General features: G+C 60.8%; 12 protein-coding genes. 7 read left to right on the forward strand and 5 right to left on the reverse strand.

Going from position 1 to position 18764, the window contains the following annotated elements; genetic code table 11:
- Window positions 1-59: 59 nt before the first annotated feature.
- Window positions 60-2852, reverse strand: coding sequence for a hypothetical protein (locus H1B37_RS11190; RefSeq protein WP_286177629.1), 2793 nt, complete (start codon window positions 2850-2852; stop codon window positions 60-62).
- Window positions 2853-3502: 650 nt separating this feature from the next.
- On the opposite strand from H1B37_RS11190, the gene H1B37_RS11195 reads away from it, so the two are divergent.
- Window positions 3503-4942 (forward strand): hypothetical protein, encoded by a 1440-nt coding sequence (locus tag H1B37_RS11195; protein WP_182866738.1) that lies wholly within the window; start codon window positions 3503-3505, stop codon window positions 4940-4942.
- A gap of 296 nt (window positions 4943-5238) precedes the next feature.
- On the opposite strand, the gene H1B37_RS11200 is transcribed toward H1B37_RS11195, so the two are convergent.
- Complete coding sequence (locus H1B37_RS11200) at window positions 5239-5724, reverse strand: CBS domain-containing protein (RefSeq protein ID WP_286177630.1); 486 nt, start codon at window positions 5722-5724, stop codon at window positions 5239-5241.
- A gap of 302 nt (window positions 5725-6026) precedes the next feature.
- Between H1B37_RS11200 and H1B37_RS11205 the strand changes: the two genes are divergently transcribed.
- Window positions 6027-6506: a hypothetical protein gene (locus tag H1B37_RS11205; protein ID WP_147870680.1), complete on the forward strand. Its 480-nt coding sequence runs from the start codon at window positions 6027-6029 to the stop codon at window positions 6504-6506.
- 408 nt (window positions 6507-6914) lie between these two features.
- On the opposite strand, the gene mfd is transcribed toward H1B37_RS11205, so the two are convergent.
- Window positions 6915-10226: a transcription-repair coupling factor gene (gene mfd, locus H1B37_RS11210; RefSeq protein WP_220498158.1), complete on the reverse strand. Its 3312-nt coding sequence runs from the start codon at window positions 10224-10226 to the stop codon at window positions 6915-6917.
- Between the two features lie 483 nt (window positions 10227-10709).
- On the opposite strand from mfd, the gene H1B37_RS11215 reads away from it, so the two are divergent.
- Window positions 10710-11753, forward strand: a complete 1044-nt coding sequence (locus tag H1B37_RS11215; protein ID WP_182866739.1) for a Gfo/Idh/MocA family protein — start codon at window positions 10710-10712, stop codon at window positions 11751-11753.
- Window positions 11754-11791: 38 nt separating this feature from the next.
- Here H1B37_RS11215 and H1B37_RS11220 read toward each other — a convergent pair whose 3' ends face one another.
- On the reverse strand, window positions 11792-13339 hold the full coding sequence (locus tag H1B37_RS11220) for a CehA/McbA family metallohydrolase domain-containing protein (protein WP_182866740.1): 1548 nt from the start codon (window positions 13337-13339) through the stop codon (window positions 11792-11794).
- 163 nt (window positions 13340-13502) lie between these two features.
- On the opposite strand from H1B37_RS11220, the gene H1B37_RS11225 reads away from it, so the two are divergent.
- Window positions 13503-14519, forward strand: a complete 1017-nt coding sequence (locus H1B37_RS11225; protein WP_182866741.1) for a DnaJ C-terminal domain-containing protein — start codon at window positions 13503-13505, stop codon at window positions 14517-14519.
- 9 nt (window positions 14520-14528) lie between these two features.
- On the forward strand, window positions 14529-14909 hold the full coding sequence (gene rnpA / locus H1B37_RS11230; protein ID WP_182866742.1) for a ribonuclease P protein component: 381 nt from the start codon (window positions 14529-14531) through the stop codon (window positions 14907-14909).
- A gap of 750 nt (window positions 14910-15659) precedes the next feature.
- Here rnpA and H1B37_RS11235 read toward each other — a convergent pair.
- On the reverse strand, window positions 15660-16667 hold the full coding sequence (locus tag H1B37_RS11235; protein ID WP_182866743.1) for a peroxiredoxin-like family protein: 1008 nt from the start codon (window positions 16665-16667) through the stop codon (window positions 15660-15662).
- A 126-nt stretch (window positions 16668-16793) separates the two neighbouring features.
- On the opposite strand from H1B37_RS11235, the gene H1B37_RS11240 reads away from it, so the two are divergent.
- Both H1B37_RS11240 and H1B37_RS11245 read left to right on the forward strand, forming a co-directional pair.
- Window positions 16794-17186 carry an acyl-CoA thioesterase gene (locus tag H1B37_RS11240; RefSeq protein WP_182866744.1) on the forward strand — a complete coding sequence of 131 codons (393 nt, stop codon included), beginning with the start codon at window positions 16794-16796 and terminating at the stop codon, window positions 17184-17186.
- Between the two features lie 717 nt (window positions 17187-17903).
- Window positions 17904-18575: a transposase gene (locus H1B37_RS11245; RefSeq protein WP_182866745.1), complete on the forward strand. Its 672-nt coding sequence runs from the start codon at window positions 17904-17906 to the stop codon at window positions 18573-18575.
- Window positions 18576-18764: the final 189 nt, after the last annotated feature.

Genomic DNA, 18764 nt, shown 5'->3' on the forward strand with positions numbered 1-18764 from the left:
ACCCCTGGCGTTTACCACGCTCTGGCGAGCGTAGCTACGTCGTTGCGCCGCTGTCCACCTTACGGTGCTTCTTCAAACCCGACCTGGTTGATCTCCAGCAACTCGGGGTCTTGGATATAGACGCCTCGAAAATCCGGCGGTTGGGGCTGGTTCTTAATCCGAATGCCACAGCGGCTGCAATCACCACCGGGGACCGCTTCGACGGTCGTCCCGGGCAGGGTCAGCAGGTATTCCGGATCGATCGGGCCGGGATCGATCCACAGCCCTTCCGGCGTCAGCTCCATCGTCCCCAGGTCCAGGTCCAACCCACGCCGGATGACTTCATAGTTGACGAAGATGTTCAGCAAGGAGTTCTGAGCATTGAGCAGGTCTTCGAGAGCAGAAATCGTATCGCGAGCGGCGGTCGGACCACTGCTCAGCCCGCGGGCGTCACGGAGTTCACGAAGGTCGGTGTTCAACTCGATCTGCGCCGCCGCGATCCGAACCGATTGGCGACCGTATTCGAACGTCACGCGGTTGACTTGCAGCTGCCGGATTTGGGCTCGCAGCAATTGCCAAATGCTGTCTTCGTACTCGTAATAGCCGCGTTTGGCTTGTTCGAATTCGATCAGCGATTGCCGGTACGTGTTGCGTTCTTGCAGCCGCGTGATCGGGGCGTCCCATTCCAGTCCGACACTCAAGGTGCTCGATTTGCCACGCAGTGCGAAGGGATTGTTTTCTCCGCCGAGTGTCCCGACGCCGCCGCTGACGCGGATGTCCAGCGAGCTTTCCAGGTCGTCGGCGATGAATTCGATCGCCCGCCAGCTGTCGACCAACGCCGCACGAGCGTTGGCCCAGTCGCGTCGGTTGCGGCGAGCGATCTCGAATGCTTCGGCGGGCTGGATGTTGACCTCCGGCAGCAACGCACTTTCGGTCCGTGCGCGAGCCTGGATCAGCTGCATCGTCAACACGTCATCACCCAACTCGGCCAGCAGGTCCTGGGTCGCCAGAATCAATTCTTCGCGAATCTGTTTGGACAATTCGATCGGTGTGGCGTCTTGGGGGCCATCGCTGACGAACTGATTCAGCGACGCGTTGATGGTTGCGAATTGCGATCGGTAGGACTGCAGGCGTTCGATCAGACTTTCAAACGATTCGCCCAAAGTCGATTGCAGCGTCGACAGTTCGCTGACATCGAAGACAGATTCGTCGATGCTGTCGACTTGCAACAACGTGCAGATACTCTCTCGTTCGGTCTTGTAGAGTTCCAGCAGTTGATCGTTCTGTTGGATCCGCTGGGGAATGGTTTCGGCCAGCTTGGCGATGTCCGTTTCGACCATCGGCGCGTCCTCGACCAGCAATTCGTTCAGGAACGCATCGAGCGGTTGCAGTTCGGCCTGCAATCGGGCGACGGTTTCCTGAACGGCCGGGGTCCACGACAGGCTTGAAATCGGCAGCCCGGTGTCGGGATCGGTGCCGGCTTCGGTTTCGCCCAGCAAGGCCAAGTTCAGATCGCCGACGATGCTGCGCAGTTGCGTCAGCTGCTCTCGGCGAGAACGCAAATCGCGATCGATCAGCTCGAATCGTTCCAACATCGGGTCTTCGATGCGGGCACAGATATACGGCGGCAATCCGAGTGTGCTCTTGAAGCGATCCAGTGAAGCTTGGTAGGCCGCTTTTCGCGCGACCAGCTCGCTTTGTCGCGACAACAGCGCACTTTTCTGTTGGGCGACTTGAAGCCGCTGGCTGACGATTTCCTGTGGGTCTTCGGGAATCGTCGTCAACAATTCGATCAGCGTGTTCTCCAACACCAACTGGTCTTCGCTCAAACGCGCGATGTTCTCTTCCAGGTTGCGGATTTGCAATTGGTCTTGAAGCAAGCCCATGAACCCGCCGGCGTCTTGCACGCCGGCGCCGCCCCCGCCACCGCTGAATCCGCCGCCGACCAGGCCGCTGCCCAACCCGGTGAATCCGGACAATCCCACGCCGAACACGCCGCCGCTACGCCGCACGTTCGCGTCGATGTTGCGCCCGACCGTGACGTTCAAGTAAAATCCGCGTCGGAATCGTTCAAAGGATCGGATGTTGGCCAGCAAGGATCGTTCGGCCAGCGTCAATCGCGTCATCACCTTGTCACGACCGGCTTGTCGCAACAACGGCTGGAACAGCTCGAAACTCATCAGCGACGTCGCATTTTGCGTGTTGTTGCCGCTCAGCTCCCAGACGATGTTGTTGGCCACGCCGGCCACCAGGCTGCCGCCGTGGGCGAACGCGCGGCTGAAATTCAACCCGGTCGTCCCCAGCGAAAGATCCGAATTGTCGCCGCCGGCGGTATCGTCGCCGCCGAGATCAAATCCGGCTCCCGTGCCGCCGAAGAACTGGGTGTCAAACTGGAACCGCTCGCTGCTGACGTCCAGCGCCGACAGGTACAACGTTTCCAGCTGCTGCTGGTACTCGGTCGAATGCAGCAGCGCGATCTGCACTGCGGTGTCGGCGTTGAGCACCAGCACGCCGTCTTCGTTGAGCGGCAAGAACTGCCACCAATCCGGGTTCTCCACCGAATTGGTGAATCCCGCCGCGTCCCACATCGGGTAGCCGCGACGACCATCGACGCACTGCATGTAGCGATGGGATGCCGGATCGTCCATCGGCATCGGTTGGAAATCCAAATCGAACGGGTTGTACATCCGGCTGCGGCGATCGACTTGAATGCTCAGGTCGGTGTTCGGCCGCCGTGCGACGTGCGACGTCTTTTCCTGCAACAGACAATGGACTTCTTGGTCGGCCTGTTTGCGATAGTACTGTCGGTGGCATCCGATCGCGCTGATCCCGGTCAGGGCCGCCAGCGAGGCACTGATCAGCGCCGCGGCCAATCGGTTTCGTTTCCCCGAGGTCGTCTTCGTTCCCCGAGCCCCCCCAGCCTTCGCTCCAGCCAGCCCTGAACGCAATGTCATTTTTGTAGCCACGTTTGATCCGCGATTCCGTTCGAATGGTTACGATGCGTCGAATTGCTACCAAAAGCGAATTCGCTGCCAGTCCATCGAGTCGTTCAATTGGCATTGCCGGAACAACCCAACCATCGATTCGGAACGGGAGCCCGCGGATCATCACCGATTCGATCCCCCGCTGGGCGGTTTTGACACGCCAGGGGGGCAGGTTGTTCGGGCTGTACCGGTTGTTCCGGTCGTAGGCCAACGCGGACCCACCCATCCGGAGAGACCGGCCCGGCCGGTGGCGGCCACGGGGCTGCGGCCTGGGGGCCGGCTGAATCGTCCCCGTTTGGCGGCCGAGCCACGGTTGAGGGCCGTGGCTGACGGAATCAGTCGGGCAAGCGGCTCGGAAAGCGTAGAAAAGCTTGACGCTCTATCTTGCCCAACTTAGTATCCATCGGTCGGAATTCCGCACCTTTTCCGCACCAACTCAATTTCGGAGCCTGATCGAAGGTTCCCGGCCGCCGGCGCCGCAAACGCCATGGCCCCATTCATCGCCTCCTCTGACGACGATCTGTCGCCACCGAACCATCATGAAATTCATTATCCTGGCAGTCCTGTTGGCGATGTTCATCGCCTTCGTCGTGATGGTGGTCAAAGCGGCCAAGCAGTGGCGTTGGTATCACATCACCAGCGCCGTGATCGCGATGCTGTTGGCGTTGATCCTGTTGTTCCCCACCGCGGGGGTTCTGAAAAGCCGGCAAGCGTGGCACAAGATCAAGGAGGACTTGGAAAAACGCCTGGAGAGCGTGGAAGAGGAAAACGAGCGGATTCAGTACGGCGACTCGGACGGTTCGACCGACGGTGAAGGGCTCAAGTCGCTGGCATTGAAATTATCGAATCTCGGCACCGAAGCGGGGCGGCGTTGGAGAAGCCTGGCATTCGGCGGGGCGGACCCATCCGGCCAGATCACCCTGCGTGCCAACACCGCCCCGGCAGTCCCCGGCCAGCCCGCGGCACCGGCCGACGACGCCGCCGCCGCCGGCCCACTGATTCCTGTCGGTTTGGTCGTTTACGGATTCGCCGAAGGCAAGTTCCGCGAGTTGGAACAACCCGTTCCGATGGTATACCTGGGCGAGTTCAAAGTCGTCGCCAGCCAGCCCAATGTGGTCACCATCGCCCCCACGTTCCCGCTGGAACGCAATCAAATTGATGCGATCAACAGTGGTCGGGCGACAAGCTGGTCCCTGTATGAAATGTTGCCGCTGGACGGTCACGAGCCATTCATCGCCGAGGGCAGCAAGCCGGATGAAGACAACATCCTGGGCCGCGTCGACGACGAATTGGTCAAAATGATCCTGAGGGCCGGTCGCGAAGAATCCGACCAGGAAACGATCGCCAACTACCTGCGTGACGGCCAGCGTGGATCCCCCGAGGACCCCGCCGCTCGCTGGATCAAAATCCGATTCGAAGAAAAGTATTCGATCGACGTGGACAGTCCCGAACAGCGTGGGGCTCTCGAAGGCGGTTTCTTTGACAACAACGGGCGGGCGGTCGACAGCAGCCTACAACGCGCCGACGGCGGATCGATCTCATTCGCCGTCGGTGACGAATTGATCGTCAAAGAGGAAGCGGCAAAGCTGCTGATCGACCAAGAGAAAGTCGCGTCGTTGGTCGACACCTACTACCTCCGCCCCCTAAACGACTATCGCTACGTGCTGAGACGCATCCGGCTGCAAATCAGCGAGCTAGATATCCGGATCGCTGAAATGGAGTACGAAAAGCAAGTCTTGGAAGCCGCCCGCGACGCGACGGTCAGCATGCTGGAAAAAGGCCAGACCGAGAAGTTAAAACTGGAGCAGGATCTGGCGCAACACCAGGTCGAAACCAAGGCGCTCAAGCAATACTTTGACCAAGTTCGCGAAAGCTTGCGACAAACCAAAGAAGCCACCTCGGTGCTGTACCGAGACAACTTCGTCAAGCTCCGTCAAATCCAACAGCTCGCCGCCGCCGCCATGCTGACCGACACGTAAAGCATTTGGTCTAGACAGAACCCGCCCTGGCAGGAGGGTCGAGCGCAGCGAGGGGAGGTCGAACGGTGAATCGCCGGACAAGCGTTCGTCGGCCAGTCGCGTCAAATCGTGGATCAACCCTCCCCGCGTCGTCGCTCACTCCTCCGCGACCCTCCCAGAGGGAGGGTAAAGTCGAGCACGCCTGAAAATAAATGAGAGGCTCACAACCGCAGGAGTTCTGGCAGGGAGGTTGTCTTCGCTGGATGTCGATGCCGCGTCGGCCCCACCATTGCAGCCGTCATGGGCCTCCGACGCCCCTACCGCGCCGCCCGGAATGGCCGGTCGACGCCGTCGACCACCGCGCTCAGGTACAAACCCGCCCCGGTCGCGACAGGTTCTTGCTTGTTCAGATGATCGCGAACCTCACGCATCACATCGCGGCGCGAGATCTGGCCGATCAACCGCCGATTCGAATCCAGCACCGGCAGCCGACGGCAGGACGCATCAAGGAAGGTTTGGGCGATGGTCAGCAAATCCGTGCGGGCTTCGATTGTCGGAGGGTTCCGGTCAACAAACGACATCAGGTTGTTGGTCGGCATTTGCTCATAAGCCGCGTCGACCACAAATCGGATGCACGACTTTTCCGAAAAGATCCCTAGAAATCGGTCGTCCCGATCAACCACCGGTGCACCGGAAATTCGATGTCGCAACAGAACATCGAGCGCTTCCAAGACGTCCATGTCTGGCGAGAGGGTCGTCAAGTTGGATACCATCATGTCGCGGGCACAGGTGTTGGGCATCATAGGGATCACTCCGGGGTGGCTAGAAGAGGATACGAGGACCGGCCGGGAACAATGAATGAAGTGACAGCCGGGGTTTTCCCGTTGTTCGCTCCCGCGACGTGTGTGTCAAGAAAATTTTCGCGGCTCTGGAGATCCTTTCCCGCGTCGCGACCGGCGGCAGATTTGCCTTAGCGGGGCCGCCGGGCTCGCAAAAAGCTTGCTGTGGCGTTAGGTTTTCCGCATTCGGCCTGCGGATTCGCCAGGGCTGGACACACGCCGGGACATGCCATGTGATTCTTTTCACAACCCGAGGAGAAAATCCAATGAAAGGCCAATGGGTCGAAATCGAATTCGATTGTTTACCGCTGCGAAGCGTCGCGCGTTTAGATGTTCCGCTGGACGCATCCCCGGCGTACGAGCAGTTCGTCCAACGGGTCAAGGCGGCGATGAAAAAGCACGGCACCCACAACACGTATTACCTGCATCGTTGCAGCTGTGTGTTTCATCTGACCAACGCCATCGACCGTGGTGAGATCGCGTTCGAATTCGAAGGCACGGCGCTGACCGGCCAAGAAGATCGCAAGACCCGCTCGGTGGACTTGAATGTCAAACTGTTGCGAGAAACTTGCGGCTGGCTGTCTCAACCGATCGTCGACTTCTTCGCCGAATCGGTCCAGCACGCGGTCCTGGTCGAGTTCGATCGCTACATCGCCGCCGGTGATCTGTCCAAGACCGAAGCGAGAATGCAAAAGCTGGCCGAACAAAACGAACTCGGCCAAGGCTTCGTGGGGATGTACCTGTAACGCTGGTGTCGAGCGGGACGGCGCCACATTACCAAGAAAACACGGTGATTCCCCGGTGATTTCTGATCGTACTCGTACCCAGGCGTTTCGCCGGTACTCGTACTCTTACTCGATCCCAGAGTTTCCCGAACAATGCCGAGTAGGAGTACGAGTACCGCTTCGCTGAGTACGAGTACGAGTACGATCGGCGTGAAACTCGACCCCAACACCCCTTCTTTGCGTAACGTTCACGCCACATCGACAGAACATGGCGCTGTCCAGTTAGGCTTTCGCCGGCAGGCGACAGCGTCCATGCGACTCATCATTCTGCCCCGCATCATTCTGCCATCCCTCACCTGACTCCCACCGACGACGGCCCGCAAGGGCCATCGTACCCGACGTGGCCGCCGCTGACGGCCGGATGGTTCATCACCCCAACACACCCCGGGCCAGTTTGAGGTACCCGCCTCCGGTAGGATCGTCGATGTCGATCTCCGGGTAATTCTTCGGCGGCATCTTGGTCGTGCCCGGCTTCTTTTGCGGCCGCAGTGGGATGTAGGCGCGTTTGCCGTCGACGATGCGCACCGGGTACTTGGATTGTTTGGCCAACGTCTCCACCCGTCGACGCTGGGTGTAGTGCAGCACGATGAACCGCGCGTCGCTGGTGATCGATGCGATCTGCCAAGCGGCGGCATCCAGGCGCAGTTCGGCCAGCTCCAGCATCCGCTCGGCCGCATCGGGCAGCGGTCCGAAACGATCCAACAACTCCTCGCGGATCGATCCGATTTCTTCGGCGCTTTCCAGTTTGGCGATCCGGCGGTACAGGTCGATCTTGTGGCGTAGATCCGGAACGTAGTCCGGCGCCAGATAGGCTTCGACCGGCAGATCGATGTCGACGTCGGCCGAAAGCGCCGGCGGCAGGTTTTGCATTTGCCGAACGGCTTCTTCGAGCAACTGACAATACATTTCGTATCCGACCGCGGCGATGTGCCCACTTTGCTGGCTTCCCAACAGATTTCCGGCGCCGCGGATTTCCAAGTCACGCATCGAGATCGCGAATCCGGCCCCCATCTGACTGAACTCCTCGATCGCCCGCAACCGTTTGCTCGCCTCGGGAGAGAGGTGTTTGTGGGGGGCGACCATCATGTAGCAGAACGCCTGGTGTTTGTAGCGTCCGACGCGGCCGCGCAGCTGGTGCAGGTCGCTCAGTCCGTAGTGGTCCGCGTCATCAATAAAAATCGTGTTGGCGTTGGGGATGTCCAAGCCGCTTTCGATAATCGTGGTCGCCAACAGCAAGTCGTACTTGTGTTCGATGAAGTCGACCATGACTTGCTCCAGTTCGCCTTCGGCCATTTGACCGTGCCCGATCACGATGCGAATCTCGGGGACGATTCCGCGGATCTTTTCGGCCACCGTTTCCATGTCGCCGATCCGATTGTGGACCATAAAGATCTGGCCGCCGCGATTGAGTTCGCGGACGATCGCGCTGCGAATCAGTTTGTCGTCCCAACGCGTGACGACGGTTTCGACACTGCGGCGTTCGGCGGGCGGCGTTTCCAAGTTGCTGATGTCACGCACGCCGACCAAGGCCATGTGCAGCGTGCGTGGGATCGGGGTGGCCGACAGCGTCAACACGTCGACGTTGGAATGTTTGTTCTTCAGCCGTTCTTTGACGCCGACGCCGAATCGCTGTTCTTCGTCGATGATCACCAACCCCAGGTTGGAAAACGCGATGTCCTTGCCCGCGACGCGGTGCGTGCCGACGACGATGTCGACCTTGCCCGCTTTCAAATCCTTCAGCGTTTGGCGTTGGTCGGCGGCCGTGCAGAACCGGCTGAGTTTTTCGATCCGCACCGGGAACTCGGCCATGCGGTTACGAAAGTTGTGAAAGTGCTGTTCCGCGAGGACGGTGGTCGGCACCAACACCGCGACTTGGTAGCCGCTGGTGACCGCTTTGAATGCGGCCCGCATGGCGACTTCGGTCTTGCCGAACCCGACGTCGCCACAGATCAAGCGGTCCATCGGCTTGACCATTTCCATGTCGTCTTTGCAATCGGCGATCGCGGTGACTTGGTCCGGAGTTTCCTGGTAAGGAAAACTGGCGTCGAACTGTTGTTGCCAGATGTGGTCGGGATCAAAGGCGATGCCTTTTCGACCGGTCCGCTTGGCTTGCAGTTCCAGCAACTCGCTGGCCATGTCGGTCACCGCCGATTCGGCCGCCTTCTTCTGCCGCACCCAGGCTTGGCCGCCGATCTTGGCCAGTTTGGGGCGATTCTTGGTGCCGCCGACGTAGCGCTGGATCAACCCGATTCGCGAGGCCGGCACGTAGATTTTTGATCCGCCGTCGTATTCGATGACCAGGTGTTCGACGTGCTGGCCGTTCTTTTCGATGTGATCCAGGCCGCGGTAGAGTCCGATGCCGTGGGAAAGGTGAACGACCAAATCGCCCGCTTCCAACTGCATCGATGTCGTAATCGGTTTTCCGGCGGCGCGCGTTTTGCCACGCCGCACCGGGCTGCGATGGAACAGTTCCGCACCGGTCAGCACCAAGCGTTTGGCGGCGGTCAAACGGAACCCGCCGCTGATTTGGGCGACGGCCGGTTTGATGTGCCCGCTCCGCGACGCCTCGGTTTCGGTCAACAATTCCATCAGCCGCTGGCTGTCCGAGGGCGTGTCGCCGACCAGCAGGATTTCGTGGTCGGCCGCGACGGTGTCGATCCGCGTTTGGGTTTCCTCCAGCGCCAAAGCGAATCCGTCGGCGCTGGTCGATTGCAGATCGATCGTCGTCTCGGCACCTTCGTTCAACAGCGACGCCGTGACCACCTTCAAGTGCGACATCGACGAGAGCAGCGAGTTGAAATCGGTGAAATGGCTGTGGTCATCGGTCCGCGCCAACAGCGTTTCGGCCGACAGCTTGCTGTCGTGCGGATCGACCAAAATCACCAACGTGTCCTCGGGCAAGTAGTCCGTGATCGGCCCCAGGTCGATGTCATGCAAGGAATCTTCGGAGGTTTGGTCGTCCGCCCCGACGGCGGTGATTTCGACCTCGCGGATCGATTCGACACTCCGTTGACTGCCCAGGTCAAACTTGCGGATCGAATCGATTTCATCGCCGAACCACTCGACCCGAATCGGGTTGGACTGGTCGACCGAGAAGATGTCCATCAAACCGCCCCGCGTGGCGTATTCCCCCGGCAATTGGACGGCCGTGGTGCCGACAAACCCGCTTTGGTCCAGCCACTCAGCGACCGCCTCCATGGTGACTTGGTTCCCGACGGCCAGTCGCCGCGTCGAGGCTTCCATCTGGGCGGGCGTGGGGACCAATTGAATCGCCCCGCCGATATAGGCGGTCACCAACAGGGGATCGGTGTCACCAGATTCACGGCCGCGGAGTTTATTCAGCACCTGCAGTCGCTCGGCCAGATCGCTGTCGGCCAACGCATGTTTGCCCGATCGCCCGACGCTCAATGGCAGTGCGACCGAATCGGCGATCCCGAACGCGATCGCGTCGCCGGCCACCACATCGGCGTCGGCCGCTTGGGGCAGCAGCATCAGCACATTGGGGCAGCGCCGCGCCGCCGCGGCGGCCAACACCGCGCGCAGCGACCCCCAGACGCCCGAAAACGCCAGCTGGTCTCCCGGAGAGCATGCAGCGATCGTAGCGCCGATCTGCGCATGCTCATCCAGCAAGTCAACGATTTCCAGTAAACGTTGCGTTCCGAGGGGGCTGGCGATGGACAAGGTCGATCGGTGGGGTTTCGGTGGAGAGGGGTTGCGGTCGGGGCTGCGAATAGGCGGCAGGGACAAACGGCACGGGCATTCGCGTTGGTGTGCAGGCTTTCGCCGCTCCCGGTCGCTGCGATCGGGAATCGCCTCAATGGACCGTCCAGCTTAGGGCAGAGACGAAACGTGACAAATCCAAATGATCTGGCCGATTGGGTCAGATGTGGTCGGGGGAGGCGTGGACGACGTCCTTTCGAGGTCGTCGTGCCAAGCCCCACGGGCGACGACCCGGAATGGGCATCGTACGTGCGCGAAAAGTATCGCCCGAAGCTGGACGGTCCCTCAAGCCGTGACACCAGGGATCGCTGACAGGGCCCTAGTTGACTCGAACGGGGCGAAAAGATCGAGGCCGCATTCCCTCGGGGCGGTTCACAGGTGCCCGATTTGAGGCGACAATCACGGCCGTATCACTGGATCCAATCACCGGGAAGAGGACGCTCAATGAGTATCGGAATCGGAATCGTCGGCTGTGGCATGATCGCAAACTTTCACGCACGGGCCATCGCCGATGCCGAAGGCGCCCACCTGGTCGGTGCCTGCAGCCGTCGCAAAGAGGAATACGACGCGTTCGCGGAAAAACACGCTTGCCGCGGATTCGGTTCGTTGGAGGAAATGCTGGCCGATCCCGAGGTCCAGGCGGTTTCGATCTGCACCCCCAGCGGTTTGCACTTGGATCCCGCCGTCGCGGCCGCCAAAGCCGGCAAACACGTGATCGTCGAAAAACCGCTGGAAATCACCACCGAACGCTGCGACCAGATCATCAAGGCCTGCGACGAAGCCGGTGTGCGGCTGAGCGTCGCGTTCCAAAGCCGATTCCACCAGTCCAGCCTGTTGATGAAGCAAGCCGTCGACTCGGGGCGGTTCGGGAAAGTGACGATGGGCGATGCCTACGTCAAGTGGTACCGCAGCCAGGAGTACTACGACAGCGGCGAGTGGCGCGGGACCTGGAAACTCGATGGCGGCGGTGCGCTGATGAACCAAGCAATCCACAGCGTCGATTTGCTGTTGTGGCTGATGGGCCCGGTCAAGCAACTCAGCGCGATGACATCGACGCTGACGCACGAACGCATCGAAGTCGAAGACGTGGCGGTGGCGACGCTGCAATTCGAAAACGGCGCACTCGGCGTGATCGAAGCGACGACGACCGCCTACCCTGGGGCGCTCAAACGGATCGAGATCAGCGGCAGCGAAGGCAGCGCGATCCTGGAAGAGGAAGACATCAAGGCGTGGGAGTTTGCCAACGAAACCGAAGCGGATGAAAAGGTCCGCGCCGAAATGGTCGGCAAAACCGACACCGGCGGCGGAGCCTCCGATCCGTCGGCGATCAGCCACGACGGACACACCAAGATCATCGAAGAAACCGTCCGGGCGATCAACGAAGGCCGCCCGACGACCATCAACGGCCATGAAGGCCGACGCAGCGTCGAAGTGATCTGTGCGATCTATGAAAGTGCCAAAACCGGTAAGGTCGTGACGCTGGGTTGAGACCATCGATTGGCTGGAAGCCTCTCCCGCTCATCCGGTCACCGATTTTCCCAAAACCTTCGTGCCGCTCGAATGAACGGCACGAAGCCGGCCAGTTCCTCCGGCGGCAATCGCGCCAGCCGTTGTTCGTACTGCGACAACCAGTCTTGAAAGAACCGCACGCTTTCTTGGGACACCCGGCGGCGGCCGTCAAACTCGATCCACCAAGGGGCGGTCACCGCTGCACGGTAGTGGTCCTCGTGTAGCGTCATCACGCGCAGGATCACCCAGCCGCTTTCCTGGGCCATGATCGCCGGGATCTCGCCTCCGGATTTGGCAAATTCATCCAAGCGGGCGCTGTAGTGCACGCGGTTGTTGTGGATCACCTCCAAATAGTCGACCGGATCACGGACCGCCAGATTCAATTCCGGTTGCAAACGTAACACCTCTCCGCTGCGGCCTTGGAAAACGTGTCCGGGCAATTTGCCGCCGACCAAGGGCCGCAACAGCGGGCCGTTGGTCGCCACACTGTTGCCCGCCCAAACGCCCTCCCACCAGGCCTGGTCGGACGCCGGCTGGGTCGGCGATGACACATCGTCAGCGATGCCGGAGCCGTCGGAGGTGACATACAAGCGGTTGTAGCCGATCGGGGTTCGCGCCGAAGCGTCTCCGCCGCCGGCCAACGGGACCAGCGGAATCCCGGCATCGAGGGCGTGCCGGTAAATTCGCTCGGCGTAGCGGCCGACCTGGGTGGGTTCGCCCAATGAAAACGACGACGGAGCATGTCCGTTGCGGACCGACAGGACGCGTTTGTCCAGTCGCAACCAATCGCCCATCACGAAGATGCCGTGCACTTTGCCGCTGGCCAGCCAGACCGGCAGCTCCCAGGCGAAAGGGTTTTCGATCCCGATTTTCACGTCCGTTCCGGTTTCGCTGCCGACGACCGCGACCAGGTGTTCCAGCGAGTTCTCGGTGGATGAGAGCGTCTGTGCGGCCTGTTCGTCCAGTCCGTAATAGGCCAGGCCGCGGTCGCAGCTCACGTCGGTGCGAATCCAAAGCGGGGCGTGATCGATCGGGTCATCGGCATCGCGGTGGGGAATCGGTTTGGCCGGCCGCTTGCCCAGCACGGCGGCGACGTGCAGGTCCTCCGATGCCATCCGCAGCGGCACGCTTTCGGCGGACGGCGTGACGCAGCAATCACCGGCCAGCCATCCCTCGGCCGCCATGTCGACCATTCGCGGCAGCGCGACCGTCTTTTCATCCAAACTGGTTTTCTCCAGCTCAAACGTGCCGTTGATCACCCGATACTCGGGGCCGCGAATGATCCGAAAGCGATACGGGCCGTCGGGCAATTCCAGCAGGACGCTGCGATCGACCACGACGCCGATCCCGGCCGAAACGGTTTGCCGGACCGGCATCGGTTTTTCCGAACGGCCCGACGGGGCGGCACCGCGGTAAAACTCGACCCGCGAAATGACGCTTTGGCCGGTCGATTCGTCATCCAGCTGCAGCGTCAAGGAACCGCCCGCGGCCAGACAGGGACTGGCCCCAGAAACCAGAACCCCTACAGTAAACGCCCAATGGGCCGATCTTTGCCGTAATTTCATCCGAGATTGGTTCCAATGCGATTGCGGCGCAAACTTTGCTCTCTCTGGCCGGTTGGCAGCGACCGTGCCAACTTTGTTGTCGGCAAAGTATAAACCGTACCCTCGTCGCATCGGCCCCTTTCCCCACCCACCATCTGACTGATCGTTAGAGACTATTTTTACCGTGTCTGAAGACCTTTACCAAACCCTTGGCGTCGCTCGAACCGCTTCGAAAGACGAAATCAAAAAGGCGCATCGCAAACTGGCACTGAAGTTCCACCCGGATAAAAACCCGGGAAAGGACGCGCAGGAGAAATTTAAACGGATCCAGGAAGCCTATGACGTCTTGAGTGATGACGAAAAACGGGCCGCCTATGACCGCTACGGCAAAGATTTTGAAAAGATCCGCGGCGGCGGGTACGCGGGGGCCGCGCCGGGAGGTTTTGATGGGCTGGACCTGGAACAGATCTTTGGCGGCGGCGGGGCTGGTCGTGGTGGCCAAGCCGGCGGGTTCAATTTCGAAGGCGGTTTCGGAGACTTTTTCGAACAGATCCTCGGCGGCGGCGGACGTGGGGCCGGGCCGCGAGGCGGTGCAGGCCGGGCGGCCGGTGCGCGGGGAGCGGGTGCGCGGGGAGCGGGCGCGCGGACGGCCCCGAATCGCGGCCCGCAAAAGGGTGCCAACATCCGCCACGAACTCGAACTGCCGCTCTCGCTGGCGGTTCGTGGCGGCGAGACGGAGTTCTACGTCGGTGACGAAAAGCTGGCCGTCACGATCCCCCCCGGTGTCGCCGAGGGCGCCAAAATGCGACTCCGCCAGCAAGGCGAGCCTTCGCCCAACGGCGGCGAGCGCGGCGACCTGATCCTGGTGATCAAGACATCGCCGCATCCGCACTTTCGCCGCCGCGGCCAAAACCTGGAACTAACCCTGCCGGTCAGTCTGACCGAAGCCGCCTTGGGGACCACGGTCGATGTTCCCACGCCATCGGGAGTCGTCAGTTTGAACATCCCCGCGGGCAGCAGCGGTGGACGCAAGCTGAGACTCAAGGGGCAGGGGATTCCTTCCAAGTCCGGTGCCAGCGGCGACCTGATCGTCCAGCTTCAAATCAAATTGCCCGAATCGATCGATGAGGAATCACGAGAGTTGCTGACGAAGTTCGCGGCCAATAATCCGCAGTCGCTGCGTGAGGACTTGGCCTTCTGACGGCCCGTCATGAAACCCAACGCCTTTCCCAAATCGAAACGCATCGTCAGCGGTCGAGCGTTCACGCTGGCGCTGCGGAAAGGCGGCTGCGCGGCCGATGGTTGCTTGGTCGTTTTCGCGTTTCCCAGGCGCCAAGGCGACGACCGCTCCGACCAACCGCGGCGATTGGGCGTGACCATCCCCAAGAAAACCGGGAACGCCGTCGTCCGCAATCGCTGGAAACGTTGGATCCGTGAGTCGTTCCGCATCCAGCAGGCGGAGTTTCCACTCGGGTACGACTTCGTCGTCCGCCCCAAAAAAGGTGCCCGCGGAAACTGGGCCTCCATCCAGCGGTCGCTGCCCAAGCTGGCCCGAAAAGCAGCGCGGCGGCTCGAATCGAAACGGGGCTAGCGCCCATCGGCTAATCGTTAGCTGTTTCATTTCGACTCAATCAACAGGCCGGTAAGCGAGCGGCGCGTGAAAGGGTGGTGACGATACAGAAGCGGCAGAATGATACGGGGCAAAACGATGGGGGCAAAACGATGGGAAGGCAGACACGATGGCGGAATGATGGCGGACCGATGGGGACGAAGGACGATCGAGCGAGGCTTCGTCGTCTGGCGACAGCATCATTCTGCCCCGTATCATTCTGCCTCCACCTCCTGCTCTCGTTTCCCAACAGTCATTGTCGTGCCCCCCATCGTTTTGCCCCCTTCTTCTCGCCCCGAGCCACGTAGCCCACCACCGGCGACGCCCCCGCCGGGCGACAAGGATCGGTTCTACGAATTAAACCGCTTGCTCTGACAATCGGGCTCCTTTTGCCCTACGATCCTGAACCGCGACGGACTTTGACGGCTGCTCCCGACCTGCGGTGTTCCTTTCAACTATTCTCCTAACGGGTGGGAAGTCGAAGAACACCTAGGACAATCCAGCTGCAAACACGATCCAAGCCCGTTGAAGATCGATGGTGAAATGCCCCCGCTGTCAGAACCGGCCCAACGAATGTTACCCGTCCCGCTGGTACAAGCAGGTGCCATTCTTGCTGACGCTGCGTATCCGCTGGCGGTGCATGCGATGTGGAGCCACCTTTGCCGACTGGATCTGGAGCGAAGATCCGCCGAACCAGCCCTACCGGCGCCACGATGCGCCGCAACCGGACGATCAGGGGGCTGAGGGTTCGACAGACGTGGAACGAATCGCCGGATCGGCCACGCTGCAATAATCCGGTCGCGAAGCGGCCGTTTGGTGGCGAAACGCCCGCACGATTTGATTGTCGCGAACCAGGAACGCGCCGGGCATCTGAAATCCGTCGCCCTCCAGCGTGCCGACGCCGTGGCGGTTCAGAATCGCGCACTTGAATCCCCGCCAAAACACCGACAGGCCGAACAGCTGGCCGACCTTACCGCGTCCCAACTCATAGGCCCGGTACAGGCGACAATCGGGATCGCTGATCCGGTGGACATCACCCAGATCAAACGCCTCAAAGAACGCCCGGCTCGATGCGTTGTCGCCCATGTGCACCAGCACGATCGCCGTCCCCATCGCTTCGATGCGATCGCGTTGACCGCGCAGATCTTGCAACGCTTCACGACAGAACGTGCAACCGCTGTGGCGCAGGAATACGACCAGCACCGGCTGCTGCCGCGACAACTCCGCGATCGTCGCCCCCTGCTGGGACCGAAATTGCTCGTTCAGTCGGCTGGCGGATTCCGCCTCGCCATCCACTGCCGGGGCACTGAATGATTTGAAAGCCTGGAACAGAATCACGGCAAAGGGAATCCACCAAATCAAATCGTTGGTCAGGTTCACGATTGCCCACTCCATCGGCAACCGGCCGGGCGTCCCAGGTGGCAGCATCAGCCACTGGTATGCCATGCCGATCGGGCCGAAGGTTTTCCCCAAGAACCCCACCAGCACGATCGGCCAGTGTCGATAGGGATCGCGGGCGGCGATCGCATAGCCGACGCCGTAGACCCCGACGATCATCCCGACGCACTGCCAAATTCCCGGATACAGCGGCCGAGCGATGCCCGTGATGTCGAACACGTCCATCGGCCGCAGCACCACCCAGCCGCCCCAGAGGACGTTGTAGATCGCCGCGGCCAGCAAGACATGCGTCATCCAACGCGGGTGCGACGCGGCGGCGGTGGTGTCGCTGATTCGATTCATCGGCTCGGTTACCAATCCGGGGGCGGTCCGCAATAATCTGCACTGTCATCAGGGTGCACTGTCGTCAAGTCAGACGGCGGAAACCCCAACCCACCTACGATAGCCGATTTCGACCGCGGTCGACCGATGCGAGAAAACACAATCCGACACCGCGTTCGCTACGACGAATGCGACCCGATGGGCTTTGTCCATCACAGCATCTACCTGCAGTACTTTGAAATGGGGCGCACCGAATTGCTGCGTGCCAGCGGCGGACGATACCGCGACATGGAAGACGAGGGCTTGCTGGTCGTGGTGGTGCGAGTGGATTGCCGTTACAAATCGCCGGCCCGCTACGACGATTTGATCGATATCCACACGCGGATCGCCAAGGTCACGATCGGCAAGATCGTCCACGAATACACGATCTCGATCGACGCAAAAACCCTCGTCACCGCCACCGTCACCCTGGCCGTGATCAACCGCGACGGCCAGGTCCAACGGGTCCCACAGAGCTTATTGGACCAGTACGGGGAGTGATGCCACTCCGGCAACCGCTCGAACAAGCTCCGCTTGTTTCGGACGCCGAGTTCGGAGAACACGGCGACGCTCAGCAACGTCGCCGTGCTCTCCGAGCTCGGCGCCGCGGGCTCGCAGAGCCCGCAGGCTCAAACGCCTCAAGATCCTCCAACGCGGGATGCAATACCTGTCTAGTGATGTCGCTTACTCAAATCAAACAAGAAGGATTTTGACCGAGCAATTGGGCGCCCGCTCTGAGCCGGAGAACGCCGAGTTCGGAGAACACGGCGACGCTCAGTAACGTCGCCGTGCTCTCCGAGCTCGGCGCCGCGGGCTCGCAGAGCCCGTAGGCTCAAACGCCTCAAGATCCTCCAACGCGGGATGCAATATCTGTCTAGTGATGTCGCTTACTCAAATCAAACAAGAAGGATTTTGACCGAGCAATTGGGCGCCCGCTCTGAGCCGGAGAACGCCGAGTTCGGAGAACACGGCGACGCTCAGCAACGTCGCCGTGCTCTCCGAGCTCGGCGCCGCGGGCTCGCAGAGCCCGCAGGCTCAAACGCCTCAAGATCCTCCAACGCGGGATGCAATATCTGTCTGGTGATTTCGCTTACTCAAATCAAACAAAAGGATTTTGACCGAGCGATTGGGCGCGCGCTCCGAGCCGGACAACGCCGAGTTCGGAGAACATGGCGACCGTGTCATACGAGCACGGCGATGATACGGTAAACTGATGCGATGAATGACGCGAAAAAACTTACGCCCCAACTGTTTGATCGCGAGCAGGAATTCGCTATTGACGAGCATGCACGGCCGCACTGGATGCAGGCGGGGGCGATCACGTTCATTACCATGCGGTTGGCCGACTCGATTCCGCGTGAAGTCATACTTCGCTGGGATCGTGAGCGGCTCGAATTCCTGCGGAACAATGGTGTTAGAAGTGCGGAATGGCGTCAGGGACGAGAAGAACTTTCGGACGTCGCTCGCAAACGATTTGACAAGCATTTCCGGCGTCTTCGTGAGGATGAGCTCGACACGTGTCTGGGCGACTGCGTGTTGCGGGATCCCCGTGCCGCGAAAGTGGTCCACGAGGCGCTGCTATGCTTCGATGACGACCGCTATCTGATGGGTGACTTCGTGATCATGCCGAACCACATTCACCTGCTCGCGGCATTCCGCGACGACACGGCGATGCGAAAGCAATGTTGGTCTTGGATGAGGTTCACGGCTCGAAAGATCAACGGATTGAACGGGAGTTCGGGATCACTTTGGCAGGAAGAACCTTTTGACCATCTGGTCCGCAGCAACGAACAGCTCAACTATTTGCGAAGGTATATCGCCGAGAATCCGGTGAAGGCGGGGCTTGCTCCCGGCGACTTCGTCTATCGGCAATCGGGGCGAATTTTTTGATCACCGTCGCCGTGCTCTCCGAGCTCGGCGCTCCGGGCTCGCAGAGCCCGCGGTTGCTTGCGCTGCAGATTGATCTTCGGAAACCTTCGGTATCGGATGCGACGTTTCGGCATTGGGGGGCCGCGACGGTACAGATGCGCGCTCTCCGAGCCGAGGGACGCCGAGTTCGGAGAACACGGCGACACTCGG

The organism is Stieleria mannarensis, assembly GCF_014154935.1.
Lineage (GTDB): Bacteria > Planctomycetota > Planctomycetia > Pirellulales > Pirellulaceae > Stieleria > Stieleria mannarensis.